Below are 25538 nucleotides of genomic sequence, written 5' to 3' on the forward strand. Positions count from 1 at the left end.
TGACGGCGCCCGTGATCGGATTCACGGGATCAAAACTTGCGCAAGCCGTAAACTGTCGCCGTGGAGACTACCGAAGTGACGGGTTGGGAGACCGCCGTACTCGCGGGCGGGCCGGCGGACGGGACACGGATGGAGGTCTCCGGCCGGCCGCGGGTGATCCAGGTGACGTGCCCCTGCAAGGTGGAGGCCGCCTCCGCGGACGGGGTCCGCGCGGAGGCCGTGTACGTGTACCGCCGGGACTACCACGTGACCAGCGAGCCCCTGCGGTACGGCTTCGACATCGCCAGTCCCTGACCGGCACGGTGGACAAGGCCGAGCCGGCCGCCCCCGGCGACGGGGGCGGGGGGGCCGGCTGCCCCATGTCGTCGTTCCCCGGGGCCCGGCCCGGCCGGTCAGCTGTCGGAGTCGGGCTGGCTGCGTGCCGCCGCGTACGCCTGGGACGGTGTCATCGCGATGCCGTTGACACTGACCGTCCTGTACTGGCTGACCTTGGCACAGGTCTTGGCCTCGTCGGCGGTGGAGGCATGGGCGTTGGAGACGGCCGCGTGAGTGTCCGCCGGCGCGGGCGCGGACGTGCCGCCCGGGAAGCTGGTGCCGCTCGGCCAGTCGGCGCCGATCACCAGGGTCAGGCCGGTTCCGGTGCCCTGCTTCAGATGCGCAGAGGACAGACCGAGCGCCTTGGCGACCGTCTGCGCCTCCCCCTTCTGGCCGGTGCCGTAGGTCAGCGTGGTCGTCGCGGAGGCCGGGGCGTAGTGCGTGACCGTGGCGGAACCGAACCCCTGGCCGGTCAGGGCGGTCGCGATGTCCGAGGCCCGGCCGGTGACCGTGGTGCCGTTCCCCACCGTCACGGAGATCTGCGACGCGGGCACGGCCGGGGTGGTGGGCTTGGCGGTGGCGGAGGCCGCCGCGGACTTCCCGCCCGAACCGGTCGTCAGTGACTGGTCGTTGGCGATGGTGGAGAACAGGGTCTGCGCACCGGGGCCCACGACGAGGCGGTCCTTGTTGTTCGGATCGGGGGCCGTCTGCATCGTCGTGAAGGTCATGCGTTTGGTGGGCACCTTGTTCACGTCCGATGCGAGACCGATCAGCTTCTTCACGGTGCCCAGGCCGTCGTCCACGGTCAGCGCCTTGGTCGCGGCGTCGGCGAGGTCGTAGACGGCGGTGGGGTCGGTGAGCGTGCCCGCGCTCTTGAACTTGCGGATCAGCGAGCTGAGGAAGATGTGCTGCGTCGTCGTACGGCCGAGGTCGCTGCCGTCGCCGAAGCCGTGCCGGGAGCGGACGAACTCCAGGGCCGCGACGCCCTTGAGGGTGTGGGTGCCCTTGGACAGCTTCAGGTGCGAGTAGGTGTCGTAGACGTCGTCGTTGACACACACGGAGACACCGCCGACCGCGTCGGACATCTTCACGACGCCGGAGAAGTCGAGCTTGACGAAGTGATCGATCGGGATGCCGGTGAGCTGGTGGACGGTGGCCACCTGACAGGCGGGGCCGTACTGCAGCGCGCTGTTGATCTGGCCGTAGTAGCCGTTCGTGGACTGGTGACTCTCACTGTCCGTGCAGGCGGGCACCTTGGTCATGGTGTCGCGCGGGATGCTCATCACAGTGGCGTTGGAGCGGTCCGCGGATATGTGCAGCACCATCTCCACATCCGCGTTGCTGCCGGTCTGCACACCGGTGTGGGAACAGCCGCCGCCGAGCTTGCAGTCCTCCTGGCTGGTACGGCCGTCCGAGCCCATGACCAGGATGTTGATCGGGGTGCGGCCGAAGGCGTCGGCCTTCTCGGTGCCGCCCTTGCCGTCGAGCGAGACGCTGTGGATGTTGCCGTTCAGGTGCTCGTAGAACCACCAGCCCGCACCGGCCGTGACCACGATCAGGGTCGACATGCCGATGCCGAAGATCTTCAGCGTCTTCTTGCCGCGCCCCGCCGGGCGGGCCCGGCGTCCGCGCCGGGCGCCCTGCGAGCGGGCCGCCGCCCGGGCCGCGGCCCTGCCGCCGCCCTGAGCGCGGCCCCCGTCGGACTCGGACGCCCGCTGCGCGGGCACCACCCGTGCACTACGGCTCCGCGTGGCCTGCCCGGAGGGCCCGTCCCACGGGTCGCTCATCTCCCACTCCCATGAACGGTCGGGCCCGTCAGTCCCTGCCGTGGGGTGTTACGGCCGGGACCGCGCGGCGGCGTAAGGGCAGGTGAAGCGGTATCGCTCCACCTCGCTTGCGTAGTTGCGCAATCTAGCAAACCTGTGGCCCGAACAGCACAGATACACACTCGATTCACAGGCGAGGCACCACTTGGAACCGCCGTGCGACCTGGGACGGTACGGGAGGCGGAGTGTACGCCCCCCGATTAAGAACGGTGTCAGGTGCGCTTCCAGGTGGGGCTTATGCCGGAATAAGTCGGCATCAAATACCCACCCGCGTGGAGTCGGCGGGGACGGATCAGTCCTCGTAGTAGTTGTTCACCACGACCTCCGGCTCATCGTCGTCGAACGCCTCGTTGAGCAGCGCGCCGCCGATGAGACCGGCCGCGCCGGCGCCGATCAGCGCACCGGTACCGAAGCGGCGGCCGCCGCCCTGCTGCTGGTGGTGGTCGTGGTGATCGCCGTACGGCTCGCCGTAGCCCTGCTGCGGGTAACCCTGCTGGGGGTAGCCCTGGGGATAGCCCTGCTGGGGATAGCCCTGCGACACGGGCTGCGGGTAGCCCTGCTGGGGCGGGGTGTAGAAGGGCGGGACCGTGGTCTGCACACGCTGGGCGCAGCCGCCGCAGGTCTGTACGGGCCGGGGCACGCCCCACTGCGGGGACCAGGTCACGGTCGTCGTGCCCGGGCCGTGGTTGGGGTCGAAGAAGCAGGTCACGGTGGAACTCCCGGTGGGTTGCGGTGATGCGGTGAACGCCGGGGCCGCCGAGGCGGCGACCAGCGGCTTGGACGGGGCGGGCGGCACGGGCGCTGCCGCGCTCGCCGGCGGTGCGGCGAGCGGGGCCGGGCTCGGCGCCGGGGCGGGTGCGGCGCTCGGGGATGTCTCCTGGAGCACCGTCACGCCGTAGTCGCCGGCGATGCCGGCGAGGCCCGAGGCGTAACCCTGGCCGACCGCGCGGAACTTCCATTCCGCGCCGTGCCGGTACAGCTCGCCGAAGACCAGCGCGGTCTCGGCCGACAGACCGCCGGACGCGAGGTCGTAGCGGGCAAGTTCGGTGTCGCCGTCCCGGTCGAGGACGCGGATGTGCGCCCGGTGCACCTGCCCGAAGGCCTGGCCCCGGCTCGCGGCCTCGTAGAGGGACACGAGGAAGACGATCTTCTCCGCCTGAGCCGGGACCCGGGTCAGGTCGACCTGGATCCGCTGGTCGTCACCGCCGGCCGGCCCGCCCGCGCCGCCATGGCGGACCGAACCGTCGGGGCTGGTCAGGTTGTTGAAGAAGACGAAGTGCTCGTCGGACAGCACCTGACCGGACCCGTCACAGAGCAACGCGCTGGCGTCCAGCTCGTACCCGGTGTTCGCCTGCCAGCCCAGCCCGACCGTCACAGCAGTCAGGCCGGGGGCCTGTTTGCTCAGCGACACATTGCCGCCCTTGGTCAGGGACACACTCATCCACGTCCTCCGCAGCCGCTCGCGCTTCCCGCGCCCATCACGATCAACGCCACCGGGGCCCTTCCGGTTCCCCAGTTGCGCAATGTCTTAATCATGTAGCAGAACCTCGACGGGACATCTCCAGAGGCCGGTGCGTGCCGGGCGATCACGTCAACCGCCCCTAGTCTGGCCCGAACACGCTACCGACTGGAGGACAACACCGTGGGCATCATCGGCTGGATCATCCTCGGCCTGGCCGCCGGGGCCATCGCCAAGGTACTGCTGCCGGGCCGCGACCCGGGCGGCCTCATCGGCACCACCGTCATCGGCATCGCGGGCGCCTTCACCGGCGGCTGGCTCTCCGCCCGCTTCCTCGACCGCCCGGTGGAGAAGCACTTCTTCGACCTCTACACCTGGGGCGCGGCGATCGGCGGTTCCCTGGTGCTGCTCATCGGCTACCGCATCCTGTTCGGCAACTCCCGCGACTGACCCGGCCCGTGAGGGTCGGCGGCCGGACGGAAGAACACCCACGTTTCACCCCTCCACGCACACGGCCGGACGGCTCCGCCTCCCTGATCCCCTTGAATCTACATCATTGTAGAATCAAGGCGCCCGTACGACACCTCCGTGACTGCCGGATCTGTACGATGTGACGTTCCCCCCGGCACGAGGAGTCGAGGCGAGAGACGCAAGCGAAGGGAGACGCGGGTGACGGACCTCGATCCGCGCCGTCGGCGCAGGGCGCAGGGCGCGCTGGAGACACAGGTGCTCGCGGCGCTGCACGAGGCCGGGGGCCCGGTGACCGCCGGCTGGGTGCAGGATCATCTGGCCGCCGACCTCGCCTACACGACCGTGATGACGGTCCTGGCCCGGCTGCTGGCGAAGGGCGCCGTGACGCGCCGGCGCGAGGGGCGGTCGTTCCTGTGGCTGCCCGCCGCGGACGAGGCCGGGCTGGCCGCGCTGAAGATGCGCAAGGTCCTCGACAGCGAACAGGACCGGCGGGCGGTGCTGGCCAGTTTCATCACCGCACTGCCCGAGGGTGACGAACAAGTGCTGCGCGAACTGCTGGACCAGGCCACCGACGAGGACTGAGGACGAGACCGAGCGCGCATGGGAATCTTCGTCCTCCTCCCCCTGGTGCTGCCGCTGACGGCCTGGCCGGTCGCCCGCCTGGCCGAGCAGCGTCTCCACCCGCACACCGCGACCACCCTGCTGACCTGGGTGTCCACGGTCATGGCGCTGTGCAGCACGGTGTGTCTGGCATTGCTGATGGTGGTCGGCACGGCCCAGCTGCCCGGCAATCCTCTCCCCGACGGTTGGTCGGACCCCGAGGTGCGGGAGAGCGTGCCCCGGCACGAGGTCGCGGGCAAGGCCGCGATCCCGGCGCTGTTCGCGGTCCTCGCCGCCTGCGGCCGGGCCCTGCTGCGCCATCGCCGGGTACGACGGCGAACCCATGCCGCGCTCCGGGGACTGCCGGACACACAGGTCGCGGTCCTGCCCGACGACCGGCCGTACGCCTACGCGCTGCCGGGCGGGCCGCGCGACCGGATCGTGGTGTCCACGGGCATGCTCGGGTGCCTCGCCTCCCGCGAGCGTCGCGCGCTCTTCGCCCATGAGCGCGCCCACCTCACCGCCCGGCATCACCGGCACCTGCTGCTCGTCCAACTCGCCGCCTGCACCAACCCGTTCCTGCGCCCGCTGCGGACGGCGGTCACCTACACGGCGGAGCGGTGGGCGGACGAGTCGGCGGCCCAGGCGGTCGGCAGCCGCAAGGCCGTCGCCCGCGCGATCGGCACCGCGGCACTCGTCTCCCGCCCCGTCCCCGCGCCGACGCTCGCCGCGCTGGCCGCCCCCGGCCCCCTCCCCCGCCGGGTCGCCGCGCTGCTGGCCCCGGCGCCGCACGCACGCTCCTGGCCGTCCGTCTTCACGACCGCGGGCCTGGCCCTGTGGACCGCGGCCGGCGGAGCCGCCCTCTCTGCGATGTTCTCGGCCGACTCGGCCCTGACGCTCCTGCTTCTGCTCCGCGCGGCGACCCCGCTCTGAGCCGGCCCCTATGGGTGTGCCCCCGTCCCCGGAAGGCGGACGGACTGCCGGTGGCGGAAGACGTCGCGGGGATCCCAGTGGGCCTTGGTGCGCTGGAGCCGGTCGTAGTTGTCCTTGTAGTAGAGGCGGTACCAGGGCTGCTCGGCCTCGGGCGGGTTGAGCTCGGGGTCGCTGAGGTCGGCGTCGCAGTAGCCGATGTAGCAGCCGTCGGTGTTCTGTTCCGGTGTCTCGGCCCCGCCGGGCGGGAGGACGGCCGGGACGCCGTCGGCGGCCGCGTACATCGCGCTGCAGAAACGGCGGATCCAGTCGACGTGCGGTGCGGCGATGCCGGGGTCGGCGCGCGCGTCCTGGAAGTCGTAGACACCGTCGTGGTTGGCGTCCCTGTCCCAGGTCCAGTACGTCTGGAACTGGAGCTTCAGCACCGAGGAGCGCTGCGGTACGGCGGTGGCGTCCGCGGGGAGGTCGTTGATCCGGCCGCCGTAGGAGTCGACCTGGAACAGCGCCTGGTCGTTGCTGTAGTCCGGGTCGGTCAAGTAGTCGTAGATGGTGGCCAGTTGATCCTCGGTGAAGCCAGGCCGTGTGGTAGGCGGACTTGTACTTTCCGCAGCGGCTCGGGCCGGACTCGTTGAGGTTCTGTGTGGCCGTCAGCCAGGGCAGCCGGGTCGGGATGTACAGCTCCTCCAGCGCCGGATGCTCGCCCATGCGCAGGTCCAGGGGGTGGCGCGGATAGTCCGGTTCCGGGGCGAGGTAGTCCAGGAACGCCTCCAGGCGGTGCACGGAGTCGGCGCGTGTCGCGTCCAACTGCACGATCAGGCCGACCTTGCCGGCTTTGCGGTGGTTCAGCTTGAGCAGCGTGAACATGTCCCAGTGGTCGTACCGCCCCGGGAAGTCCGAGTCGCCGCCGCTCTGTTCGCCCTCGAAGAAGCTGCCGTAGCGGCGCACCAGACCGAGGAACAGCTCCGGGTTCTCCTCGAACAGCTTCCACTCCCAGGCGACGGTGCGCAGCAGCACCTGGGCGGGCGGCCGGGGCAGGTCACGGAACCAGTACCGGGTGATCACCCCGAAGTTGCCGCCCCCGCCACCGGTGTGCGCCCACCACAGGTCGCGTACGGCGGGGTCGGCGGAGTCCTTGCGGGCGACCGTCACGGCGGCGCGGGTGCGGTCGCGTACGGTGACGACCTCCACGGCGTACAGATGGTCCACGGTGAGCCCGTGCAGCCGGGACAGCAGGCCGAAGCCGCCCGCGGAGATGTGTCCGCCGGCTCCGACGGAGTAGCAGGAGCCGCCGGGCACCGCGAGGCCGTAGGTGCGGTAGAGCTGGGTGGCGATGTGCCAGTTGCTCGCGCCGGCCTCGACGCAATACGCGTCCATCTCGGGGTCGTAGGAGACCCGGTTCATGGCGCTGACGTCGATGATGACCGCGACGTCGTCGCCGCAGACGAAGTCCTCGTAACAGTGGCCGCCGGAGCGGACGGTGATCCGGCGCGGCGGTGTCCCGGTACCCGGATGCCGGTCCAGCCACGCGTTCACGGCGGCCTCGACGTCGGCCGTGCTCGTGGCCACCACCACGTGCTCCGGAGAGGCGATCCACCGCTGGTTGAAGCCCCGGCGGAGCGCCTCGTAGCGGTCGTCGCCCGGACCGACCTCGATCGGGGCGCGCGAGCGGGAGCCAGTGGACGAGGTGGACATGACGGCGCCTCCACAGGGGTTGACCAGCGCTGATCACAGCAAGTTACCGAGCGCTGCCGACCAGGGACTCCGCCGTTCGGGTGAAGCGGGGCGGGCGCGCGGATCCCCGGGCAGGTGGGTGCGGGCGCCGGGGCACGCCGTGGGCCACGAGGGCGCCCGACGGTGTCACGAGGGGCGCGCGCTCCGGCCCGGGCGCTCGCTCGCCCGCGCCCGCAACGGAGGCGCCTGGCGCGATCGCCGTGGCAATGATCAATTGGCCGGCGTGCGGTCGGCCGGATGCGGGCGGCGTACGACGAGCCCGGTCACCTCGAAGGACATCTGCGTCGTCTCCGGATCGGGGGCGGGGTGGTAACGGCCCGCGGAGACGGAGAGGTTGACGATGAGGCAGGCGTGCCAGTCGTGTCCCACGCCCCGCCCGTCGGCGAAGACCCGGGCGCCGTTCACCGACCACACGACGGAGCGGGCCCCGAACTCGGTGCGCAGGTCGATCCAGGCGCCGGGGCTGACGGCGGGGTCGCGGACACAGTGCCCGGTGCCGCGGACGTGGTTCGTGAACTCCAGGAGGTCCGGGTGGTCCGGGTGGTACTCGAATACGTCGATCTCCTGGTCGCCGTCGCGCCAGGTCCAGATCGCCGGCCACGCTCCGACCTCGCGGGGCAGCCGTACCCGGGCCTCCAGCACGTCCCCGGACCGGACCGTGAAGGCCTCCTCGCTGCCCTCGGTCGTCAGCAGACCGGTGTCCCAGTCGCCGTCCGGGCGCCGGGTCGCTTTGAAGACGCCGGAGCGGGAGTAGGAGGGATCGGACACCAGGTGGTCCAGTTTGTCGTCGCCCGGGTTCACCGGGCCGCCCCCGGGATATGCCCAGGAACGGCCCGCGACCCACTGGCGGGGGGAAGTGAAGTCCGCCGTGAAGACGATGCGGGGCCCGGACGGGGGGCGCTGGGCCGGGAGCGGGTGTCCCGGAGCAGGATTCTCCATGCCAGAGGTCTCACCGTCCCGGGCCGGGTCATGCGCCCCAGCGGCCCACGCGGTACAGGAACGCCCCTTTCGGGTGACGTGGACCCGGATCCGGACCGGCAGGGCGGGGCCGTTCGCCCCTGGTGGACCGGCGGTTTCCGTGGTGTGCTGGTAGTGGCGGGAAGGACCGAGAAAGACGCGGAGAAGCGGTCGGGAACCGTGCACCGCGCAATCCGGATCCGCGAGAAGCGGGTGGCCCTTCCCGCCCTGACGTTTTCGGCAACCGCCGGGTGCCGCGTGGGCGGCGGGGGGAGCGCGGGTACCTCGTGGGCGACGGGGTGGAGCGGGCGGGTGCCGCGCGGATCGAGGAGGCACCGGGTGCCGAGTGGGTTCCGGGGCCGGGTGCCGCGTGTATGCCCCCGACAGGCCGGTGCCGCGCAGGGGCCGGGAGGGGGCGAGGGCCGCGTGCAGGGCTGGGCAGGCCGGATGCCGCATGCATAGCCGGGCCAGGCCGGATGCCGCGCAAGGCCCAGGAAAAGGCGGAAGCCACGTGCACGGGCCGGGACAGACCGGTGCCACGTCGACGCGGGGACGGGTCGGTTGGCGTGTGGATCTGGGAACGGTCGAGTGCCGCAGAGGTGCAGCAGAGTGCCGCACCGATTCCGCGAACGGGGCGCCGCACAGGGTCCAGGAAGGCATGAGAGTGCCCGCCTGGGTCCCGGGGAGGGCCGGGTGGCTGACTGGGCATGGGTCCCGGGCCGAGGACCGTGAGGCCGGTGAAAGGAGGGGCTCGTGTCTTCTGGACTACCGGCAGCGGCGGTGCCGGGCGGTCAGCCACGGCCTCCGCTGAGGTTTCCCCACCTCGGCCCTATCTGCTTCCACTCCTCGTCCCACTCGGCCATGCGCCGCCGGATGAGCCGGGTGCGGACTCCCCATCCCACGACCCAGACCGCCGCGCCGGCCGACGGGGCGACGAGGGCGCCGGTCAGGGCCGCCTGGAGGTCCGCCGCGGCGCCGGTGACCGGCGCGGACACGATGCGGCCCGCGCTGTTCGTCCAGATCGTGACCTGGGAGCCGGCGGGGGCGCCGGGCACGACCTTCGCCCGGTCCGTGTGGACCACGCCGTGCGCGTCCGTCCAGCGCACGGACGCCCAGACCCGCCCGTCATCGTAGCCGGTCCCGGTGACGGAGGTGCGCGCCGCGTCGTCGGTGAGCACGGCGTGCACCGCGTGCACCTCCGCCCGCCGGGCGGAGAACGTCGAGTCGGCCGAATGGGCCGCCGCGAGACCGGCGACGGCCCCGCACAGGACGGCGAGCACCCAGGTCGCGAGGACGATCCAGGCCTCGACGACGTCGCTGTGCCGGCGTAGCGGATTGCGCCGCCATCGCCACAGCCGTACCGGGGTGACTGTCGTGGGAGGTGTCCGGGTCATCGTCACCGCCTCCTCTCCACCGCGCCAGGCGTGCCGCGGGGTGCCACCACTCCATCGTGCACCTCATTCGGGATCGCGGCGGCGTGAGTGCCGAAGACACCCGCGACGGGCTCACGCCGAGCCTCCCCGGATCCGTCCGCTTCATCCCCATAGGTACCGTTTCAGCGGATTGCGGGGCGGTGCGCCGGGGGACGTCCGGCCCCCCTGAGCCAGGGCCGAAAGGCACTGGTCCGAACCGTACGAGAGGGGTCACAGTGACATCAGGAGCGGCACCGATCCCCCGCGGTGTCGCTCCGCGCTCCGCTCATGATGTGCCGCCGCGCGTACGGATCATCGGAACCCGCGAGGAGTAGAGTCACATACCCGCGAAGAAGCCGGCCATGATCTGTGACAGCGTCCCCACCGACCGGCGCATCCGCCCCGACCTGGTCACGGGCGTGCTGCTCGCCGACGCGGTCGGACCGGCTACGAGGGCGTGAGCGGCAGGTCGTCCGTGTAGGCGTTCACCGGCTGGGCGATGGGCCGGGCGTCCTGCACGTCGAGCGCCGCCTGCGCGGTCCTCGTGCCGAGCACGCCCTGGGGATGCCAGGTACCGGTCACCGCGAGCCAGGTGTTCGCGGCGGGTGCCTCGGTGCCGCCGTACATGCGGATCTTGACGGTCTGCGAGTCTGCTGCGCAGCACGTGAAGATGATGCGGGTCAGGTACCAGCCGTCGCCGTCCTCGGCCGGGGTGACGAAGCCCGTGAGCTGGACGGCGCGGCGCTTGATGGCCAGGCTGCGGTCCTGCTGGACGCGCTTGGTGAAGTCCGTGAGGGTCAGGGGCAGGGGTGAGGTCGCGGGCAGCGGGGCGAATCCTTTCTTCTGCGCGGTGACCGGCTTGGCGTTCGAACGTGCCGCGGTGTACGCGCCGAGGGCGGGTGGGGCGTAGAAGAGCAGGCTGAGGGCGGGGAGGAACAGCAGCCAGGCGATGCGCGGTGCGCCGGAGTGGCCGTGGCCATGGCCGTCCCGGCCCTGGTCATGGCCGTCTTGGCCCTGGTCATGGCCGTGCTCGTGCCTGTGCGCGTCGTGAGTGTGGCCCGGCAGATCCCTGACGTCCCTGGCGTCCCTCGGGTCCCTCGCGTCCCTCGCGTCCCTGATGTCCCTGATGACCGCCGACGCCACGCCGAGCAGCAGCAGGACCACCCCGGAGACGATGAGCAGCGGGCGCAGGCCGGCCTTGACGTAGCGCAGGTAGATGTCGGTGAACAGGGCCGTATGCAGCAGGCCGGCACCGGTCAGGGCCAGCAGCAGGGTCTGTACCGGGCGTCTCACAGCAGCGCCCCTCCGATCAGGGCGCTCGCGGCGACCGCCACGGCAGTGGTGGCCGTGGAGAACCGCCAGGCGAAGGCGCGCCCGAAGGTGCCCGCCTGGAGCGCGATCAGCTTCAGGTCGACCATCGGGCCGACCACCATGAAGGCCAGCCGGGCGGTCGGCGAGAACCCGGCGAGCGAGGCGGCGACGAACGCGTCCGCCTCCGAGCAGACCGCCAGCAGCACGGCGAGCCCGGCCAGGAAGAGCACCGACAGCCAGGGCGAGCCGGAGAAGGTGTCGAGGACGGCGCGCGGCACCGCGACGTTGAAGGTGGCGGCGGCCATGGCGCCGAGCACCAGGAAACCGCCGGCGTGCAGGAAGTCGTGCTGGAAGCCGAGCCGGAACTCGTTCCAGCGGTTGCCCCCGTACCGGTGGCCGGTGTGCCGTTGCCGCAGGACGGGCCGCAGCCACTTCTCCTGGCCCAGCCAGAGCCACAGCCAGCCCATCACGGCCGCGGTGGCGAGGGAGGCGAACAGCCGGGCGGCGACCATCGCGGGGTTGCCCGGGAAGGCGACGGCGGTGGCGGTCAGCACGACGGGGTTGACGGCCGGTGCGGAGAGCAGGAACGCGAAGGCGGCGGCCGGGGTGACGCCCCGCCGGATCAGGCTGTTGGCGACGGGGACGGAAGCGCACTCGCAGCCCGGCAGCACGGCGCCCGCGACCCCGGCCACCGGCACGGCGAGCGCGGGCCGCTTCGGCAGCACCTTGGTGAACAGTTCGGCCGGCACGAAGGCGTTGATGGCACCGGACAGGGCGGTGCCCAGGAGCAGGAAGGGAAGCGCTTGGACGGTGATGGCGAGGCAGACGGTGCGCCAGGCCTGGACGGCCGGCTGGTCCAGCCACTCGGTGCCGGCGAGGAGCTGTACGGCGACGGCTCCGGCCCCGATCGCCAGGGCGGCGCCGTGCGGCCATGGCCGGACGCGGCGCACGGGCGGATCGACGGGTGCGACCGTCACGCCCTCGGCCACACCAACCAATTCATCCGTTTTTTCCATTATCACTCCGGATGTCGGTGTCCGGCCGACGATAGGCGAGAGGCGCCGCCCGGACCCCGCATACACGCCGCCGGCCCATCGACATACACGCCGCCGGCCCGTCGACCCACGCGAGGATTGGGCCCCACGGGTGGACAAAGGGCCGTCCGCGGGCCGCCGCCTGGCAGCTCAGCGGTGCGCCGGGCGCCGGGGCCGGACGACGGCGGTGGCCGTGAGCGCCGTCGGCGCGGCCAGGCAGAGCCAGGCACAGGTGTCCCGGATGCGGTCGTAGACGGTCCGCACGCCGCACACGGGGACATGGGCCACCATCCGGCACCCCATCGACACCGTCACCGCGCTGCCGCCCGCGCTTCTGCCGACGGCGCCGACGCCCGCCGGGGCACCGGTCGACGGCGGACCCACCGAGCGCGAGGTGCAGGTTCTGGCGCTGGTCGCGTGTGGGCTGCCCAACGCGCGCATCGCAGTGGACCTGGGCCTGAGCGAGACGACGGCGAAGAGCCGGGCCAACCGGATCCTGACCCGGCCGGCCCTGGAGAACCGGGTGCAGGCGACCCTGTACGCCCACCGGACCGGGCTCGCCGGGGATACGCCCGAGCCGCCCACGGCGGAGCCCGCCCGCTGACGTCGGTCAAACCGCCCACCCGCCCCTGTGACACTCCTGTGACAGTCGGCGGACAGGCTCATGAAGTACGACGCGCAGCGTGGAGGAACAAGGGCAAATCACCCTAATCGGTCAAAACATTCCGCTGGAGGACAGCCTCATGAGTGCCACTCTCGTCGCACCGCACTCCGAAGCTCCCGCGTCCGCTGCCGCCACCGCGCCCCAGCCCTCGCTGGCGCCGCGTGAGCGGGAGACACTGCGGCACATCGCCGCCGGCCGCACCTACCTCCAGACGGCTCGCCACATGGGCCTGTCCAAGCACACCGTGGATGCCTATCTGCGCCGCATCCGGGCCAAGTTCAATATCACCAACACCGCCGAGCTGACCCGCGTGGCCATCGCCCTGGGCCTGTGACCGGCCGGTATCCGCCGTTGCAGCGCGCCGTGAACCCGCTCGCCCCATGCTGTGGCCCGGCACGATTCGCCGGGCCTCGCGCACTGCGCGGCTTCCCACCCGTGCCGGACCTCGGCGACCCCGGCCGGCGCCTGCTGACGACGCATGTGCGCCGGCCGCTGCGGGAACCGGCCGGGGCGCCGGCCCTCTGCGGGCCGTCAGCCGACGGTCACGGTGAACGGTCCGGCCAGGACCGAGTAGCCGTCATCGGCCAGGTAGTACACGTCGTACGTCCCCGCGCCGCCCATCTTGCCGGTCGAGAACGTCAGCGCGCCGCTGGCGTTCGGGGCATAGGCCCAGGTGCGCGACGACTGCCCGCCCGGGGTGACGCCCGCCGGGTAGACGCCGACCCAGTTCTTGGCGTTCACCTGCGCCGCCGACGGCACCGCGTAGCGGAAGGTGACGTTGCCGCCGTTCGCGACCGCGTTCAGGCTGCCGGTGAGCGTCGGCGTGGTCGCGGTGGACGGTACGAAGGCGTCGTCGAGCGGGGTGGCGTAGGTGTCGTTGGCCGTGAGACCGGGCAGGCCGAGCGCGCCTTCGATGGTGCGGGCGATGCCGTAGTGGTCGTAGTGGGCCGGGCTGCTGGTGCCGGCCGGGACGGTGCCCTGGGACCCGAGGACCGTGGTGGCCACGTGGTCGTAGGCTTCGTTCTGGCTCTCGTCCCAGGTCAGGATGAGCAGCGAGCGCGCTTGCGTCCAGGCCGGGGAGGAGAGGACCGGGGCGAGGGTCTGCTTCAGCCAGCCGTCCTGGGCCTTCAGGCTGGTGGCGTTGCCGTTGCCGGAGGCCTCGCCGTCGTAGTAGTCGTCGGCGGCTATCCAGGAGAAGTCCGGGGTGGTGGCCGCGGACTTCAGATCGGTGGTGAGCTGCGTGGTGTCGAACAGGTGGGCCGCGCAGCGTGCGGCATCACCGCTGATGTCGGTGTAGTTGATGAAGGGCGCGTCGTCGGGCTGGTAGTAACTGTCATTGTTGTTCTTGGTGTTGCAGGGGGTGCCCATGCCCTGCTCGTAGGCCTTCCAGGTCTTGCCGGCCGCCTCGATGGTGTCGCCGAGGTTGCGTTCGGGAGAGTTGATGTTCGGGAAGTACGTGGCGCCCTTGGCGTAGGTGTCGCCGCCGGCGACGGCCAGGTAGTTCTCGTCGCTCGGGTGGTAGACGGCGTGGTGGTCGGTGAGCGTGGCGCCCTGGGCCATGAGGCTGTGCATGTACGGCGTGTCCGCCGGGTCGTTCATGACCTCGGAGTAGTCGGTGTTCTCCATCATGACCATGAACACGTGGTCGTAGCCCGGGACCTTGGAGACGGGCGGCGCGAGCGGGGCGGGCGCGGTGACCGGGGTGTCCAGGGTGAGGGAGAGGTTGTCGAGGTAGCCGGTCTCGTTGCTCGTCGACAGGAACTGCACCTCGACCTGGATGGTCCGGGTGCGGACCGGCACCGCGCCGGTGGTGCTGCGCGCGAGGAACTTGGTGGCGAGGCCCCGGTCGGTCGCGGAGACGGTCGGCAGCTCGGCGGAGGCGCCGAGGGGGTGTCCGGCGGCGTCGTGGAAGTGCAGGCTGACCGCGGCATAGCCGCTGTAGGTGGTCCAGCCGCCGAGCCACCCGGAGAGGTCGTAGTGCACTCCGCCGGCGTCGATGGCGGAGGCGGCCGAGGAGACGTCGACGGTCTGGGTCATCGCCCCGTCGCCGAGGTTGCCCGGTCCGAAGAAGGCCTTGCCGGGTGTGTTGCCGTCGCTGGGCAGCCCGAAGGAGGCGACGGAGTGGCACATGACGTCCGGGCCGCCGGCCTCGGTCGTCCAGCCGGGCATGGTGGTGGCGGCCGACCAGTCACCTGTGCAGTAACCACCGCTCTCCGCATCGCCGTTGATGATGAGATTGCCGCTGCTCCCGGCCGCCTGGGCGGGTGCGGGAGCGGAGACGATCAGCGCGCCGAGGAGGGCGAGCAGCCCGCCGATGGATCTCCAGCGCAGTCGCATACGTGGTACCTCGTCCCGTTGGTGAGGGTGCCGTGAGGAGTGTGGTCTCACGGCCTGACTGTGCACGACGAACGGGACATGAGTAGTGGCCGCCGCTGTCGGAGGGAAGAACCACGACCAAACTTGACCAGACAAGTTGGGGGCGGGGCGCCCCCTGCCGCACCGGGGAGGCCGGTCGCCGTACCGGGGTCGGCGGCGCAGTGCCGCCAGGTTGCGGTAGCCGATGGCCGCGTGTCGCAGGGACTGGCCCGGGCCTGCCGGGCTCGGGCGTTGTCCTGTTCGACCATCGGGTGGTGAGAGGTGCGGTGGCCCACGCGAGAGAGGACGGTCCGGCGGTCGATCACCCGGTGCCGAACGGGACCGTCGTGCAGCCCATCCCATTGCGTGCAGCCCATCCCATTGGTGGTGTCGACGACGCCGTCCTTGGCCTGGAACGGCGGGTGGCGCTTGTCGTGGCGGGCGACCCGGCCCGCCGGGACGAGCACCTCGCCGCCGGGACCACGGCGCAGCCGGTCGTCGTGATTGCCGTCCGCTTTCTCCACTCCGAGGGCAAAGGGCCGGGAAGGCGGTCGGGTCAGCAACTCGACCCCAGTGTCCGCGTGGTGCGGGCGCACTCCGTGTAGATGCAGCCGGACCGGAGCTCGGCGGTGTCCGAGGCCGGGCTCGTGGTGCTGCCGCCGTCGGGTTTGTGGACGAAGCAGGTGGTGCCCACCGGGAGGCCGAGGGTGCGCTGCGGACAGCCCTTGCCGCCGTACCTCGTGCACGCGGGCGAGGTGCGCCCCTGTGAGCCGGATCCCCCGGGGGCGCCGCTCGGGCTCGGCGATCTGCTGACCGCGGAACCCGCCGCCCAGACCGTGCCGTTCGGCCCCGGTGACCGTCTCGTGCTGTACACCGACGGCTTCATCGAGGCCCGCGACCGCCTCGGCCGCTTCCCTGACCTGGCCGCCCGGATCCACGCGCACGCGGGCCGGCCGCTGGCGGCGATGGTGGCCGCGCTGCGCCGTGACCTCCTGCACCACGTCCGCGGCGACCTCGACGACGACGCGGCCCTGGTGGCGCTGGAGCGGCTGCGGTGACCGCTCCGGTCAGCGGGCTGCCGCCAGGGTCAGCGCGCCCGCGGCCAGCGCGAGGAACAGTCCGGGGAAGGCGATGTTGTGGAACACCCGCGCCCGGACGTGGGCGGTCAGGGCGCCGACGTAGAACAGCACCAGTCCGGCGCCTGCCGCGATCCCCAGGGGCCGTATGCCGAACAGGCCGAGGAGCAACCCGGCCGCTCCCGCCACCTTCAGCAGTGCCAAGGCGGGGAGCCAGGTGCGCGGCACGCCGACCTCGGCCGAGTTGGCGAGCACGAACGGCGCCCTGGCGACATCCGCCGCCGCGATGCCGACGTTGGCCAGGACGGCCGCGCAGGTGACGACCACAGAGGCGATATCCATGCCTCCACCTCACCGGACGGCTATTGTGCCGTCCAATACCCGCTTCTATAACCTGTGGGAATGGATATCGACACGCGTCTGCTGCGTTCGTTCCTCGCCGTCGCCGAGGAGGGCAGCCTCACCCGTGCCACGGAGCGCGTGTTCGTGTCCCAGCCGGCCCTGACCAAGCAGGTCCGCCAGCTGGAGAGCCAGCTCGGCGTACGGCTCTTCGACCGCTCGCGCACCGGGATGGCACTGACCGACGCGGGCCGTGAACTGGCCGACCGGGTGCCGGAGTTGCTCGCGTCCTGGGACGAGGCGCTGCGCACCACGCGGGCCGCCGGGCGGCGTTCGGCGCGGGTGCTGCGCGTGGGGTTCGTGGCGAGCGCGGCCAACGAGGCCACCCAGGAGATCGTCGCCGAGTTCGCCCGGCGGCGGCCCGGCTGGCGGGCCGAACTGCGGCAGGCGGCCTGGACGAACCCGAGTGCGGGGCTGGCCGACGGCGAGGTGGACGCGGCGCTGCTCCGGCTGCCGTTCCCGGGTCAGGGCGCGCTGCGGGTGGAGGTGCTGTTCAGCGAGGCGCGCTGGGTGGCACTGCCGAGCGGGCATCCGCTCGCGGGGCGCAGCGAGATCGCCTTCCGTGAGCTGTGGGACGAGCCGTTCGTCGCCGCGCCGGCGCAGACCGGGGCGTGGCGCGACCACTGGCTGGCCGCCGACGAGCGCGCGGGCCGTCCGGTGCGGATCGGGGCGGTCACCGAGCAGCCGGACGACTGGCTGAGCGCCATCGCGAGCGGCTACGGCATCGCCCTCGCGCCGGAATCCGCCGCGCGGTTCTACGCCCGCCCCGGCGTGGTCTACCGGCCGGTCACGGGAGTGGGGCCGACGTGGGTGGGCGTGGCCTGGGCCCGGGCCGACGACCGGAATCCGGTCGTACAGGACTTCGTGCGCTGCTGTCTCGACCTCGCGCGCTCCCCGTGACCGGTGCGCACACCCGGGGTCAGTGCTTCTTGCCGTTCTCGCCCAGCTTCTCGACGAGGTCCTGCGCCTTGTCGACGGCCGTGTCGATCGTGTCGCTGTGCTTACCGCCGGTTCGGTCGTCGATGAAGTCGCCGGCCTTCTCCAGACCGTCGGCGATCTTGTCGCCGTGGGCCTCGGCGATGTCCTCGATCGTGTCCTTCAGGTTCTTCAGAGCGTCGAACATGTGCGGATCCCCTCTCCTCCGGCTGCCGGGGCGGACCCGGTCCATGATCCCATGCGGAGGGGGGCCGGAAAGACGGCGTTCGAGGCACCGGGGAGGGCGCGTTCGAGGCATCGGGTCGGCGGCAGCGCGCGAAAGCCCGTCGGCACGGCGGCCGTTGCGCCGTGCCGACGGTGCGCGGGCCGGGTCAGCCCGTGGGAGCGACGGCGTGGCCCGTCTGCGGGGAGATCATGCCCGCGCACAGGCCACGGCTCGCCAGGGTCTGGGCGATGCGCGGGATCGCGGCCAGGGTGTTGGCCGGCCATTCGTGCATGAGGACGACCTGGCCGCTGGTCAGCCGGGACACGGCCTGGACGATGGCGTCGGTGGTCGCGCCGTTCCAGTCCTGCGAGTCGACGTCCCAGATGACCTGGGTCAGGCCGTACTTGGCCGCCACCGCCTTGACCGTGGCGTTGGTCTCGCCGTACGGCGGGCGGAACAACCGGGGTGTGCCGCCGCCTGCCGCCGCGATAGCCTGCTGGGTGCGGGAGATCTCGGAGTCGATCTGCGCCTGGCTCAGCTGGGTCAGATGCGGATGGGTGTAGCTGTGGTCACCGATCCACATCCCGGCAGCCGCCTCGGCCCGGACCTGGGCGGGGTAAGCCGCCGCGTACCGGCCCTCGTTGAACATCGTGGCCCGCAGTCCGTACTGCTTGAGCGCGCTCAGCAGGGCCGGGGTGTGGGCGTCGGACGGGCCGTCGTCGAAGGTGAGACCGACATAGCCGGAGCAGCCGGCCGCGTGGGACGGGGCGGCGCCGGCGGTGAGCGCGCCGGCGGCGGCCAGTAAGACGGCCGTGGCGGCCCCGACGGCCGCGGCCGTCGGACGGGACGCGAGCGGTCGTACAGCCCTCATGACATCACCGTGATGTTCGTGTTTCCGCTGCTCTGGTACCCCTCGGTCGCCAGGATCATGTAGTACTTGAAGCTGCCGAGGGGCATCCCGGCGCGGGCCCAGGCGTCGAAGTGGTTGCCGGTGGTGATGGTGCCGCCGGTCCGCTTCGACTGCCGCACGCTCCAGTACTGGTTGAAGGTCCTGGTGCCTTCGACGGACGGGGCGTTGTACCGCGTCGTCTCGTAGATGTCGTACGTGCCGCCGTCGCTGGTGACGCTTCCCTTGTACGCGCCCGTGGGCCGGTAGGTGCCCCAGTTGTCGACGATGTAGTACTCGACGAGCGGGTTCGACGTCCATCCGTAGAGGGACAGGTAGCCGTTGCCGGACGGGTTGAAGCTGCCCGAGTACGTCACGCTCCGGCGTCCGCCGGTGCTCCAGCCCTTGCCCGCGACGAAGTTGCCGGTGTTGCTCCAGCTGGTGCTGTAGTTGCCGCCCGAGCCCAGGGTCATGGAGACCGTGCCCTGGGCGTCGGTCCAGAACGAGTAGTAGTAGCCGTTGTTGGTGCCTGTCTGGTTCGTGGTGATGACCGTGGCGGCGCGGGCGGTGCCGGGCAGGGCCAGTGCGGCCCCGGCGCCCAGCAGCAGGGCGCCTGCGCTCCGGCGGCTCAGTGCGTGGTCGAACGCGTTCATGTCGTGCCTCCTCCTCGTACGGCCTGTGCGGGTGTGGCTAGGAGGGGAGTGTTGGCCTGGGCATGTCAGCTGTCAACAGTTTCGGTGATTATTTCGAAACATTCGTCTACGTGATCAAGTGGCCTGATTCTTATTCCAGCATTTCAAATGGCTTGTCAAAGAAAGAATTTCAACAAGAGAGCCGGCACCCCGGAAGGCAAGATCGTAATTTGAGCTCCGCCCTTCGAATGTTTCGAAGAACTGTTCGTCATCCCCTGAGCGGCCCAATGACAGTCCTCCGGAGGGGCGAGCGGCCGTGACGGGTGTGACCGTGAGGGATAGGGATCCGCGCGTACACCGGCGACGAGGAGGCGGCATGACGGACGGACTCGGGCCCGAGGGCTTCGAGCAGGTCGGCGCCGTCGCGGACGCGGTGCTCTACGAGGGCTACCTGCTCTATCCGTACCGCCGGTCCTCGCCGAAGAACCGGGTCCGCTGGCAGTTCGGGGTGCTGCTGCCGCGTGCCTGGGCGGAGCGGGACGGCCCGGTCGAGCCCGGGATCGCCGGTTCCGCGGACTCCTGGTACCAGCGGACCGAGTGCCTGCTGCGGGTGCGGCGGGCCGACGCGGTCGTACGGGTTCGGGTGCGGTATCTGCAGATGCGGGACAAGCAGGTCGAGGCGCCCGGCGGCGACGGCCGGCACCGCCCGGTCGCGTCCCTGCGGTCGGCCGACGGTGCCGCGCATCTGTCGTTCGAGGAGGCGGTGCCGCGCGAGACCGACCTCGTGCTGCCGTTGCGGGACCTGCTGCACGGCGGGCGCACCGTCGAGGTCGGGGCGCCCGCCGGCACGGAGTACGAGCCGTTGCCGTCGGACGCCGGACGGACCGTGCGGCGGTGCCGGGAGGTGCGGGCCCGGACCACCGTGGCGGCCGAGCCGCTCGCACCGGACCTGTACCGGCTGCGGGTGCGGACCGAGAACACCGGCGAGCCGGCGGATCCCCGGGCCCCCCGGGGCGAGGCGCTGCGGCAGGCGCTGATCGCCACGCACACCCTCGTCGGCGGGGACGGCGTGGAGTTCGTGTCGCTGATCGATCCGCCCGAGGGTCTCGCGGAGCACGCGCGCGGCTGCCGCAACGCCTTCACGTTCCCCGTGCTGGGCGGCGCGCCCCGGGCGGACGGCACGGGCGCCGTGCTGCTCTCCGCGCCGATCATCCTGCCGGACTTTCCGCAGGTCGCTCCGGAGAGTCCCGGCGATCTGCACGACGCGGCGGAGATCGACGAGATCCTCACGCTGCGCACGATGCTGCTGACCGACGAGGAGAAGGCCGAGGCGCGGGCCACCGACGCGCGGGCCGCACAGATCCTCGACCGGGTGGAGGCGCTGCCCCAGGAGGTCCTCTCCCGGCTGCACGGCGCGATCCGTTCCCTGGCCCCCGCGCAGCCACGGGCGGACGCCGCGCAGACCCCGCCTTCCGGGCGGCCCGCGTGGTGGCAGGAGGGCGGCGACGAGGGACTGTCCCCGACCACCGACTCGGTGCTCGTGGCCGGGGTTCCCGTCGGTGCCGGCAGCCGGGTGCGGCTGTGCCCGCGCGGCCGGGGTGCGGACGCCCAGGACATGTTCCTGGCGGGGCGGACCGCGCAGGTCGCCGCGGTCCTCCACGACGTGGACGGCAGCGTGCACCTGGCCGTCACGGTCGACGACGATCCCGCTGCCGAACTGCACGGCTGGTACGGCCGTTTCCACTACTTCCGGCCCGCCGAACTCGAACCGCTCGCACCCGCGGACGGCCCGGACCCGGCGGTCCACCACCCACTCGGCGACCGGTTCCGACGGAAGGCGCAGACATGACGACACAGCGCGACACCACCGATGTCCGCGACGAGCCCGGCGGGGCCGAGGCGTCCAGCGGGTTCGACGAGATCCACATCCTCTGGATCTCGGAGGGCATGAGCTGCGACGGCGACACCGTCTCGCTGACCGCCGCGGACCAGCCCTCGCTGGAGGACGTGGTGCTCGGTCTCATCCCGGGCCTGCCGAAGGTCCATCTCGTCAACAAGGTGCTCTCGCCGAGCCTGGGCGGCGAGGACTTCCTCGCCCCGTACCGGGCGGCGGCACGGGGCGAGCTGACCCCGTTCCTCCTTGTGATCGAGGGCTCGGTCCCGAACCAGAACGTCATCAAGGGCGACGGCTACTGGACGTCGTTCGGCAACGACCCGGATACGGGCGAGCCGCAGACGCTCAACTGGTGGATCGACCAACTGGCGCCCAAGGCCTGGGCGGTGGTCGCCGCCGGGACCTGCGCGGCGTACGGCGGCATCCACGCGATGGCGGGCAATCCGACCGGCTGCATGGGACTCGCGGACTACCTGGGCTGGGACTACCGGTCGCAGGGCGGGCTGCCCGTGGTCAACGTGCCCGGGTGTCCCATCCAGCCGGAGAACTTCATGGAGACCCTGATCTGGGTGCTCCAGCACGCGGCCGGTGCCGCTCCCCCGCCGCCGCTGGACCACATGCTGCGTCCGCAGTGGCTGTTCGGCAAGACCGTGCACGAGGGGTGCGACCGGGGCGCGTACTACGAGCAGGGCGACTTCGGCCTGGACTACAACTCCCCCAAGTGCCTGGTGAAAACCGGGTGTTGGGGCCCTGTCGTCAACTGCAACGTGCCCAAGCGGGGCTGGATGGCCGGGATCGGCGGCTGCCCCAACGTCGGCGGCATCTGCATCGGCTGCACGATGCCCGGCTTCCCCGACACCTTCATGCCGTTCATGGACGAGCCGCCCGGCGGCGCCCTGTCGTCGCTCGTCATCAAGCCGTACGGCGCCGTCATCCGCCGGCTGCGCGGGCTGACCAACGACATGGTGAACCACGAGCCGCGGTGGCGGCACAACAAGCGCAAGCTGACCAGCGGTTACGACCCGCACTGGCGTGCCTGACATCGTCCGTCCCGCATCCCCGACCCGCCCGCACCACCACCCCAACAGCGAGGGGCAGCACCGCAGATGACCACCACCGAGTCCCGGCCCACAGCACGCAAACCCGCCCAGCTCGTCGACATGTCCTGGGATCCGATCACCCGGATCATCGGCAACCTGGGCATCTACACGAAGATCGACTTCGCCAACCGGGAGGTCGTCGAGTGCCACAGCACCTCGTCGCTCTTCCGCGGCTACTCGGTGTTCATGAAGGGGAAGGACCCCCGCGACGCGGGCTTCATCACCTCCCGCATCTGCGGCATCTGCGGCGACAACCACACCACGTGCTCCAACTACGCCCAGCAGATGGCCTACGGCGTCAAACCGCCGAAGCTGGCCGAGCACATCACCAACCTCGGCGAGGCCGCCGAGTACATGTTCGACCACACGCTCTTCCAGGACAACCTGGTGTTCGTGGACTTCTGCGAGGCGATGGTCAAGGCCACCAACCCCGGAGTGCTGGCCCGCGCCGAGCGCACGGCCGCGCCCCGCGGGGACGTCCACGGGTACCGGACCGTCGCCGACATCATGAAGGCCTTCAACCCCTTCGAGGGCGAGGTCTACAAGGAAGCGCTGAAGATGAGCCGGGTCACCCGGGAGATGTTCTGCCTGATGGAGGGGCGGCATGTGCACCCCTCCACGATGTATCCGGGCGGTGTCGGCACGATGCCGCAGCCGAACACCTTCACCGACTACCTCTCCCGGCTGATGCGTGTCATCGACTTCGTGAAGAAGGCGGTGGCGATGAACGACGACGTCTTCGACTTCTTCTACGAGGCCCTGCCCGGCTACGAGGAGGTCGGCCGGCGCCGCGTCCTGCTGGGCTGCTGGGGCGCCTGGCAGAACCCCGACGTGGTCGACTACCGCTACGCGACGATGAACGAGTGGGGCCGGGCGATGTACGTCACGCCCGGCATCGTCGTGGACGGTGAGCTGGTCACCAACAACCTGATCGACATCAACCTGGGCCTGCGCATCATGCTGGGCAGTTCCTACTACGAGGACTGGGTGAACGAGCAGCCGTTCGTCACCCACGACCCGCTCGGCAACCCCGTCGACATGCGCCACCCCTGGAACCAGACCACCGTCCCGGTGCCGCAGAAGCGGGACTTCGACGGCAAGTACAGCTGGGTGATGAGCCCGCGCTGGTACCACCCGGAGACGGGACAGCACCTCGCGCTGGACACCGGCGGCGGGCCGCTCGCCCGGCTGTGGTCGACGGCGCTGAGCGCCCTGGTCGACACGCCGTACGTCAAGGCCACCGGCGACAGCGTGCGCATCTCCCTGCCCAAGGGCGAGACGCTGCCGGAGACCACGCTGGAGTGGCGCATCCCGAAATGGAGCAACACCATCGAACGGGATCGCGCCCGGCCCTACTTCGTCGCCTACGCCGCCGCCATGGCCCTGCAGTTCCTGGAGGAGGCGATGGGGATGCTGCACTCGAGGGACACCAAGGTGTTCGAGAACTTCGAGGTGCCGGACGAGTCGATCGGCTGCGGCTTCCACGAGGCGGTGCGCGGTGTCCTCTCCCACCACCTGGTGATCAGGGACAAGAAGATCGCCAACTACCACCCGTACCCGCCGACCCCGTGGAACGCGAGCCCCCGCGACATCTACGGCACACCCGGCCCGTACGAGGACGCCGTGCAGGGCCAGCCGATCTTCGAGGAGAACGGCCCGGACGACTTCAAGGGCGTCGACATCATGCGCACGGTGCGCAGCTTCGACCCGTGTCTGCCGTGCGGTGTGCACATGTACATGGGCAAGGGCCGCACGCTGTCCACGGTGCACTCGCCGACGTACGGAGCGAACCATGGCTGACGCCCTACGGCTCGCCGACCCGGCGGTGGAGGCACGGCTGGCCCGGCTCGACGAGGTGCTGGCCGGGCTGGAGTCCGCACCCGGCCCGGCGCTGGAGGCGGTCTCGCTGCTGACCGAGGTCTACGGCGAGGCGCTCGGCCGGGTGCTGGACCACGCCGACGCGCCGCTGCGGGCGAGGCTCGCCGAGGACGAGCTGGTGGGGCATCTGCTGGTGCTGCACGCGATCCATCCCGAGCCACCGGAGCGCCGGGCGGCCCGCGCGGTCGAACGGCTGCGGCCCGCGGTGCGCGAGCGCGGCGGCGACCTTCAGTGGGCCGGCATCGACGGGAGTGTGGCCCGGGTCCGGCTGGACGCGGGCGGTGGGTGCGGGGCGGGGTGCGGCGGCGGGGCGGACGACGCCCTGGCGGCCGTCCGGGCGGCCGTGCTGGCCGCGGCGCCCGAGCTGACGGCCGTGTCCCTGGTGCCGGAGGCCGCCGGGCCGCGGACGGCGCCGGCGTTCGTCCCGCTGGCGACGGTGACCCACCGCGCGGTACGGCCGCAGGAGGCGCGATGACCATGGACGGGGCGCTGGCCCGGGTCATCCGGTCCGCCGCGGACCGCGCGGCGGCCGCCGAGGCCGAGCGCTGTGACCTGTGCGCCGCTGCCGTGGCGGACGGCCACCCGCACCTGTACGACACCGGTGCGGCAGCCGTGCGGTGCGTGTGCGCGCCGTGCTCGGTGCTGTTCCCCGGGGACGCGGCGGGCCGGTACCGGCTCGTGCCCCGGCGCCGGGTCCGGCTGCCGTCCGTGGACACGGCGGTGCTGGGCGTCCCGGTGGGGCTGGTGTTCTTCGTGCCGCACGAGGACGGCACGGTCAGCGCCGAGGGCCCGAGCCCGGCCGGGGTCATGCGCTGGGAGGTGAACACGGCGGCCTGGCAGCGGCTGTCCGCCGGGTGTCCGCCGCTCGCCTCCGTGGCACCCGAGGTGGAGGCGCTGCTGGTGAACACCGTGCGGGGCCTGGACGAACACTGGATCGTGCCGGTCGACGACTGCTACCGGATGGTCGCCCTCGTACGCCGTGAGTGGCGGGGGCTGTCCGGCGGCGGTCGCGTGTGGCCGGCCGTGGAACGGTTCTTCGCGGAGCTCACCGAGCGGTCGTGAAGCCGGAAAGGAGATGACCATGGGCAGCATCCGAGTGGGCCGAGCCCAGGCGAGGCCCGACACGCCCACGCACGTACCCGGTCTGCACCAGGGCAACAAGGGCCCGTACGGCCGGCAGGGCGGACACCACGAGGACGGCACCGCGGACGCGCGCCGCTCCACGGGGATCCACTCGAAGCGGCATGACGCCGTGCTGAAGGTCATGCCGAACATCTCACCGGGATGAGGAAACAGGGAGTGACCGTGAGGAAGCGCTGCCCGACCGCGAGGTCGGCGATGTCCGGCCGTCAGGTGCTGATCGCCCAGGCGGCTGTGGTGGGCGGCCTGCTACTGGCTCTGCTCATCAGGCAACTGCCCAGTGTGAGGCGCGAGTTGAGGATCTATCGGATGACCGGTGGCCCGTGC

Annotated in this window: 27 protein-coding genes and 2 pseudogenes; 15 read left to right on the top strand and 14 right to left on the bottom strand. The window is 71.5% G+C overall.

The genetic code is table 11. The features are described from left to right. Positions 1-60 precede the first annotated feature (60 nt). Positions 61-294 carry a hypothetical protein gene (locus LE548_RS02020; protein ID WP_225094816.1) on the top strand — a complete coding sequence of 78 codons (234 nt, stop codon included), beginning with the start codon at positions 61-63 and terminating at the stop codon, positions 292-294. 98 nt (positions 295-392) lie between these two features. On the opposite strand, the gene LE548_RS02025 is transcribed toward LE548_RS02020, so the two are convergent. Next, complete coding sequence (locus LE548_RS02025) at positions 393-2102, bottom strand: LCP family protein (RefSeq protein ID WP_225094817.1); 1710 nt, start codon at positions 2100-2102, stop codon at positions 393-395. A gap of 331 nt (positions 2103-2433) precedes the next feature. Beyond that, a complete protein-coding gene (locus tag LE548_RS45910) occupies positions 2434-3582 on the bottom strand; it encodes a TerD family protein (protein WP_308029694.1) in 1149 nt (382 codons plus the stop codon). A 201-nt stretch (positions 3583-3783) separates the two neighbouring features. Between LE548_RS45910 and LE548_RS02035 the strand changes: the two genes are divergently transcribed. From LE548_RS02035 to LE548_RS02045, 3 genes are all read left to right on the top strand, one after another. Further along, positions 3784-4050, top strand: coding sequence for a GlsB/YeaQ/YmgE family stress response membrane protein (locus LE548_RS02035; protein ID WP_225094818.1), 267 nt, complete (start codon positions 3784-3786; stop codon positions 4048-4050). Between the two features lie 219 nt (positions 4051-4269). After that, positions 4270-4653: a BlaI/MecI/CopY family transcriptional regulator gene (locus LE548_RS02040; RefSeq protein WP_225094819.1), complete on the top strand. Its 384-nt coding sequence runs from the start codon at positions 4270-4272 to the stop codon at positions 4651-4653. 18 nt (positions 4654-4671) lie between these two features. Further along, positions 4672-5604: a M56 family metallopeptidase gene (locus LE548_RS02045; protein ID WP_225094820.1), complete on the top strand. Its 933-nt coding sequence runs from the start codon at positions 4672-4674 to the stop codon at positions 5602-5604. A gap of 8 nt (positions 5605-5612) precedes the next feature. Here the strand turns inward: LE548_RS02045 and LE548_RS02050 are convergent, their stop codons facing one another. The 7 genes and pseudogenes from LE548_RS02050 to LE548_RS02080 form a co-directional block, all read right to left on the bottom strand. Then, positions 5613-6137 carry a BBE domain-containing protein gene (locus tag LE548_RS02050; protein ID WP_225094821.1) on the bottom strand — a complete coding sequence of 175 codons (525 nt, stop codon included), beginning with the start codon at positions 6135-6137 and terminating at the stop codon, positions 5613-5615. Between the two features lie 694 nt (positions 6138-6831). After that, positions 6832-7293: pseudogene (locus LE548_RS02055) on the bottom strand (FAD-binding oxidoreductase); the annotation flags it as partial. 249 nt (positions 7294-7542) lie between these two features. Beyond that, positions 7543-8271: a family 16 glycosylhydrolase gene (locus tag LE548_RS02060; protein WP_225094822.1), complete on the bottom strand. Its 729-nt coding sequence runs from the start codon at positions 8269-8271 to the stop codon at positions 7543-7545. 809 nt (positions 8272-9080) lie between these two features. Continuing rightward, positions 9081-9683 (bottom strand): hypothetical protein, encoded by a 603-nt coding sequence (locus LE548_RS02065; protein ID WP_225094823.1) that lies wholly within the window; start codon positions 9681-9683, stop codon positions 9081-9083. Positions 9684-10148: 465 nt separating this feature from the next. Continuing rightward, positions 10149-10994: a TIGR03943 family protein gene (locus LE548_RS02070; RefSeq protein ID WP_225094824.1), complete on the bottom strand. Its 846-nt coding sequence runs from the start codon at positions 10992-10994 to the stop codon at positions 10149-10151. Then, positions 10991-12028 (bottom strand): permease, encoded by a 1038-nt coding sequence (locus tag LE548_RS02075; RefSeq protein WP_225094825.1) that lies wholly within the window; start codon positions 12026-12028, stop codon positions 10991-10993. The genes LE548_RS02070 and LE548_RS02075 overlap by 4 nt, the downstream gene beginning before the upstream one ends. Positions 12029-12196: 168 nt before the next feature. Beyond that, positions 12197-12430, bottom strand: a complete 234-nt coding sequence (locus LE548_RS02080) for a hypothetical protein (protein ID WP_225094826.1) — start codon at positions 12428-12430, stop codon at positions 12197-12199. A 10-nt stretch (positions 12431-12440) separates the two neighbouring features. On the opposite strand from LE548_RS02080, the gene LE548_RS02085 reads away from it, so the two are divergent. Together LE548_RS02085 and LE548_RS02090 are read left to right on the top strand one after the other, a co-directional pair. Further along, positions 12441-12650, top strand: coding sequence for a response regulator transcription factor (locus LE548_RS02085; protein WP_225094827.1), 210 nt, complete (start codon positions 12441-12443; stop codon positions 12648-12650). 139 nt (positions 12651-12789) lie between these two features. Next, on the top strand, positions 12790-13044 hold the full coding sequence (locus LE548_RS02090) for a response regulator transcription factor (protein ID WP_225094828.1): 255 nt from the start codon (positions 12790-12792) through the stop codon (positions 13042-13044). A 197-nt stretch (positions 13045-13241) separates the two neighbouring features. On the opposite strand, the gene LE548_RS02095 is transcribed toward LE548_RS02090, so the two are convergent. Then, positions 13242-15047, bottom strand: a complete 1806-nt coding sequence (locus tag LE548_RS02095; RefSeq protein WP_225094829.1) for an alkaline phosphatase family protein — start codon at positions 15045-15047, stop codon at positions 13242-13244. Positions 15048-15487: 440 nt separating this feature from the next. On the opposite strand from LE548_RS02095, the gene LE548_RS02100 reads away from it, so the two are divergent. Further along, positions 15488-15670 (top strand): hypothetical protein, encoded by a 183-nt coding sequence (locus LE548_RS02100; protein WP_225094830.1) that lies wholly within the window; start codon positions 15488-15490, stop codon positions 15668-15670. Positions 15671-15694: 24 nt separating this feature from the next. Then, positions 15695-16123 (top strand): PP2C family protein-serine/threonine phosphatase, encoded by a 429-nt coding sequence (locus LE548_RS02105; protein ID WP_308029700.1) that lies wholly within the window; start codon positions 15695-15697, stop codon positions 16121-16123. A 9-nt stretch (positions 16124-16132) separates the two neighbouring features. Here the strand turns inward: LE548_RS02105 and LE548_RS02110 are convergent, their stop codons facing one another. Continuing rightward, positions 16133-16483: a DoxX family protein gene (locus tag LE548_RS02110; RefSeq protein ID WP_225094831.1), complete on the bottom strand. Its 351-nt coding sequence runs from the start codon at positions 16481-16483 to the stop codon at positions 16133-16135. Between the two features lie 60 nt (positions 16484-16543). On the opposite strand from LE548_RS02110, the gene LE548_RS02115 reads away from it, so the two are divergent. Then, positions 16544-17440, top strand: coding sequence for a LysR family transcriptional regulator (locus LE548_RS02115; protein ID WP_225094832.1), 897 nt, complete (start codon positions 16544-16546; stop codon positions 17438-17440). A gap of 19 nt (positions 17441-17459) precedes the next feature. Here the strand turns inward: LE548_RS02115 and LE548_RS02120 are convergent, their stop codons facing one another. From LE548_RS02120 to LE548_RS02130, 3 genes and pseudogenes are all read right to left on the bottom strand, one after another. Then, positions 17460-17663, bottom strand: coding sequence for an antitoxin (locus LE548_RS02120; RefSeq protein ID WP_225094833.1), 204 nt, complete (start codon positions 17661-17663; stop codon positions 17460-17462). A gap of 187 nt (positions 17664-17850) precedes the next feature. After that, positions 17851-18552 (bottom strand): annotated as a pseudogene (locus LE548_RS02125) (polysaccharide deacetylase family protein); the annotation flags it as partial. Further along, complete coding sequence (locus LE548_RS02130; RefSeq protein WP_225094835.1) at positions 18549-19220, bottom strand: glycoside hydrolase family 11 protein; 672 nt, start codon at positions 19218-19220, stop codon at positions 18549-18551. The gene LE548_RS02130 and the pseudogene LE548_RS02125, both read right to left, overlap by 4 nt. A gap of 355 nt (positions 19221-19575) precedes the next feature. Between LE548_RS02130 and LE548_RS02135 the strand changes: the two genes are divergently transcribed. From LE548_RS02135 to LE548_RS02160, 6 genes are all read left to right on the top strand, one after another. After that, positions 19576-21048, top strand: coding sequence for a hypothetical protein (locus LE548_RS02135; protein ID WP_225094836.1), 1473 nt, complete (start codon positions 19576-19578; stop codon positions 21046-21048). Further along, the gene (locus tag LE548_RS02140; RefSeq protein WP_225094837.1) at positions 21045-22133 is read left to right on the top strand and encodes a hydrogenase expression protein HypE; all 1089 of its coding nucleotides are present in this window, start codon (positions 21045-21047) and stop codon (positions 22131-22133) included. Before LE548_RS02135 ends, LE548_RS02140 begins: the two co-directional genes overlap by 4 nt. A 66-nt stretch (positions 22134-22199) precedes the next feature. Continuing rightward, the gene (locus LE548_RS02145) at positions 22200-23993 is read left to right on the top strand and encodes a nickel-dependent hydrogenase large subunit (protein WP_225094838.1); all 1794 of its coding nucleotides are present in this window, start codon (positions 22200-22202) and stop codon (positions 23991-23993) included. After that, positions 23986-24546 (top strand): NifU family protein, encoded by a 561-nt coding sequence (locus LE548_RS02150; RefSeq protein WP_225094839.1) that lies wholly within the window; start codon positions 23986-23988, stop codon positions 24544-24546. Before LE548_RS02145 ends, LE548_RS02150 begins: the two co-directional genes overlap by 8 nt. After that, positions 24543-25133: a DUF5947 family protein gene (locus LE548_RS02155; RefSeq protein WP_225094840.1), complete on the top strand. Its 591-nt coding sequence runs from the start codon at positions 24543-24545 to the stop codon at positions 25131-25133. The genes LE548_RS02150 and LE548_RS02155 overlap by 4 nt, the downstream gene beginning before the upstream one ends. A 19-nt stretch (positions 25134-25152) precedes the next feature. Continuing rightward, the gene (locus LE548_RS02160) at positions 25153-25359 is read left to right on the top strand and encodes a hypothetical protein (protein WP_225094841.1); all 207 of its coding nucleotides are present in this window, start codon (positions 25153-25155) and stop codon (positions 25357-25359) included. The last annotated feature ends 179 nt before the right edge of the window (positions 25360-25538 follow it).

Origin of the sequence: Streptomyces sp. CoH27, from assembly GCF_020181035.1 — a bacterium.
Taxonomy (GTDB): Bacteria; Actinomycetota; Actinomycetes; order Streptomycetales; family Streptomycetaceae; genus Streptomyces; species Streptomyces camelliae.

Excerpts from the sequence above, each read along its gene's own strand:
- LE548_RS02090 (WP_225094828.1), top strand. The coding sequence starts at position 12,790 with ATGAGTGCCACTCTCGTCGCACCGCACTCCGAAGCTCCCGCGTCCGCT.
- LE548_RS02045 (WP_225094820.1), top strand. The coding sequence starts at position 4,672 with ATGGGAATCTTCGTCCTCCTCCCCCTGGTGCTGCCGCTGACGGCCTGG.
- LE548_RS02120 (WP_225094833.1), bottom strand. The coding sequence starts at position 17,663 with ATGTTCGACGCTCTGAAGAACCTGAAGGACACGATCGAGGACATCGCC.
- LE548_RS02140 (WP_225094837.1), top strand. The coding sequence starts at position 21,045 with ATGACGACACAGCGCGACACCACCGATGTCCGCGACGAGCCCGGCGGG.
- LE548_RS02075 (WP_225094825.1), bottom strand. The coding sequence starts at position 12,028 with ATGGAAAAAACGGATGAATTGGTTGGTGTGGCCGAGGGCGTGACGGTC.
- LE548_RS02145 (WP_225094838.1), top strand. The coding sequence starts at position 22,200 with ATGACCACCACCGAGTCCCGGCCCACAGCACGCAAACCCGCCCAGCTC.
- LE548_RS02150 (WP_225094839.1), top strand. The coding sequence starts at position 23,986 with ATGGCTGACGCCCTACGGCTCGCCGACCCGGCGGTGGAGGCACGGCTG.
- LE548_RS02130 (WP_225094835.1), bottom strand. The coding sequence starts at position 19,220 with ATGAACGCGTTCGACCACGCACTGAGCCGCCGGAGCGCAGGCGCCCTG.
- LE548_RS02065 (WP_225094823.1), bottom strand. The coding sequence starts at position 9,683 with ATGACCCGGACACCTCCCACGACAGTCACCCCGGTACGGCTGTGGCGA.
- LE548_RS02110 (WP_225094831.1), bottom strand. The coding sequence starts at position 16,483 with ATGGATATCGCCTCTGTGGTCGTCACCTGCGCGGCCGTCCTGGCCAAC.
- LE548_RS02115 (WP_225094832.1), top strand. The coding sequence starts at position 16,544 with ATGGATATCGACACGCGTCTGCTGCGTTCGTTCCTCGCCGTCGCCGAG.
- LE548_RS02155 (WP_225094840.1), top strand. The coding sequence starts at position 24,543 with ATGACCATGGACGGGGCGCTGGCCCGGGTCATCCGGTCCGCCGCGGAC.
- LE548_RS45910 (WP_308029694.1), bottom strand. The coding sequence starts at position 3,582 with ATGAGTGTGTCCCTGACCAAGGGCGGCAATGTGTCGCTGAGCAAACAG.
- LE548_RS02060 (WP_225094822.1), bottom strand. The coding sequence starts at position 8,271 with ATGGAGAATCCTGCTCCGGGACACCCGCTCCCGGCCCAGCGCCCCCCG.
- LE548_RS02025 (WP_225094817.1), bottom strand. The coding sequence starts at position 2,102 with ATGAGCGACCCGTGGGACGGGCCCTCCGGGCAGGCCACGCGGAGCCGT.
- LE548_RS02135 (WP_225094836.1), top strand. The coding sequence starts at position 19,576 with ATGACGGACGGACTCGGGCCCGAGGGCTTCGAGCAGGTCGGCGCCGTC.
- LE548_RS02160 (WP_225094841.1), top strand. The coding sequence starts at position 25,153 with ATGGGCAGCATCCGAGTGGGCCGAGCCCAGGCGAGGCCCGACACGCCC.
- LE548_RS02095 (WP_225094829.1), bottom strand. The coding sequence starts at position 15,047 with ATGCGACTGCGCTGGAGATCCATCGGCGGGCTGCTCGCCCTCCTCGGC.